Source organism: Vibrio sp. R-1 (assembly GCF_035615595.1).
Taxonomy (GTDB): domain Bacteria; phylum Pseudomonadota; class Gammaproteobacteria; order Enterobacterales; family Vibrionaceae; genus Vibrio; species Vibrio cholerae.
On the sequence record NZ_WPDC01000257.1, the window covers coordinates 1 to 703 of the forward strand.

Genomic DNA, 703 nt, shown 5'->3' on the forward strand with positions numbered 1-703 from the left:
AGTGTGATGCGTTGCCAGCCCCTTAGGCGGGCGTTATGTGAATTTTGTGAACAACAAAGAGATTGGTAATGGTAAATTTTACTGCTGGGAAGTGGATTTCTGAACCGAAAGTGAGTGAAGTCACTTCAGAGTTTGTGTCGATAACTACTGAGCCGAAAACAGATTTTTGGCAACGTTCTTATTATGGTTTTCGTAATGAAAATGCTCCTGCATTATTGATTGACTCAAAAGACAATTTCACATTTACCGCTAAGGTAAGTTTTGCTTATCAACAGCTGTTTGATCAATGTGGATTGATCGTTTATATCGATAATGAAAATTGGTTTAAAGCTTCGATAGAGTACGAAAATCAATCATTTTCTAGACTTGGTAGTGTAGTTACAAATTTAGGGTATTCAGATTGGGCAACTACCGATATCCCGCTTCCTAAAGAGATTTGGTATCGTTTAAGTCGTAGAGGGCCAGATTTTCTTATCGAATCCTCGTTTGATGGCTTGGTTTTTAACCAGATGCGTATCTTTCACTTACATCAGTTGGGAGAGACTACGATAGATATGGGTAAATGTAATCCCCCTTTGCCGACACAAAAAGTGGCCAGTTTTGGAGTTTATGCGTGTAGTCCTTCAGAATCATCGTTTACAGCAAAATTTACCGAAATGAGCCTGGAGCCTTGTAAATGGTTAGCTCACTAGGCTCAAATTCA

The 703-nt window shown here is 39.1% G+C and carries 1 protein-coding gene; it reads left to right on the plus strand.

Annotation, left to right across the window (positions count from 1 at the left end):
- The first annotated feature begins 68 nt into the window (after positions 1–68).
- On the plus strand, positions 69–692 hold the full coding sequence (locus GOU96_RS17965; RefSeq protein WP_071179589.1) for a DUF1349 domain-containing protein: 624 nt from the start codon (positions 69–71) through the stop codon (positions 690–692).
- The last annotated feature ends 11 nt before the right edge of the window (positions 693–703 follow it).

Excerpts from the sequence above, each read along its gene's own strand:
- GOU96_RS17965 (WP_071179589.1), top strand. The coding sequence starts at position 69 with ATGGTAAATTTTACTGCTGGGAAGTGGATTTCTGAACCGAAAGTGAGT.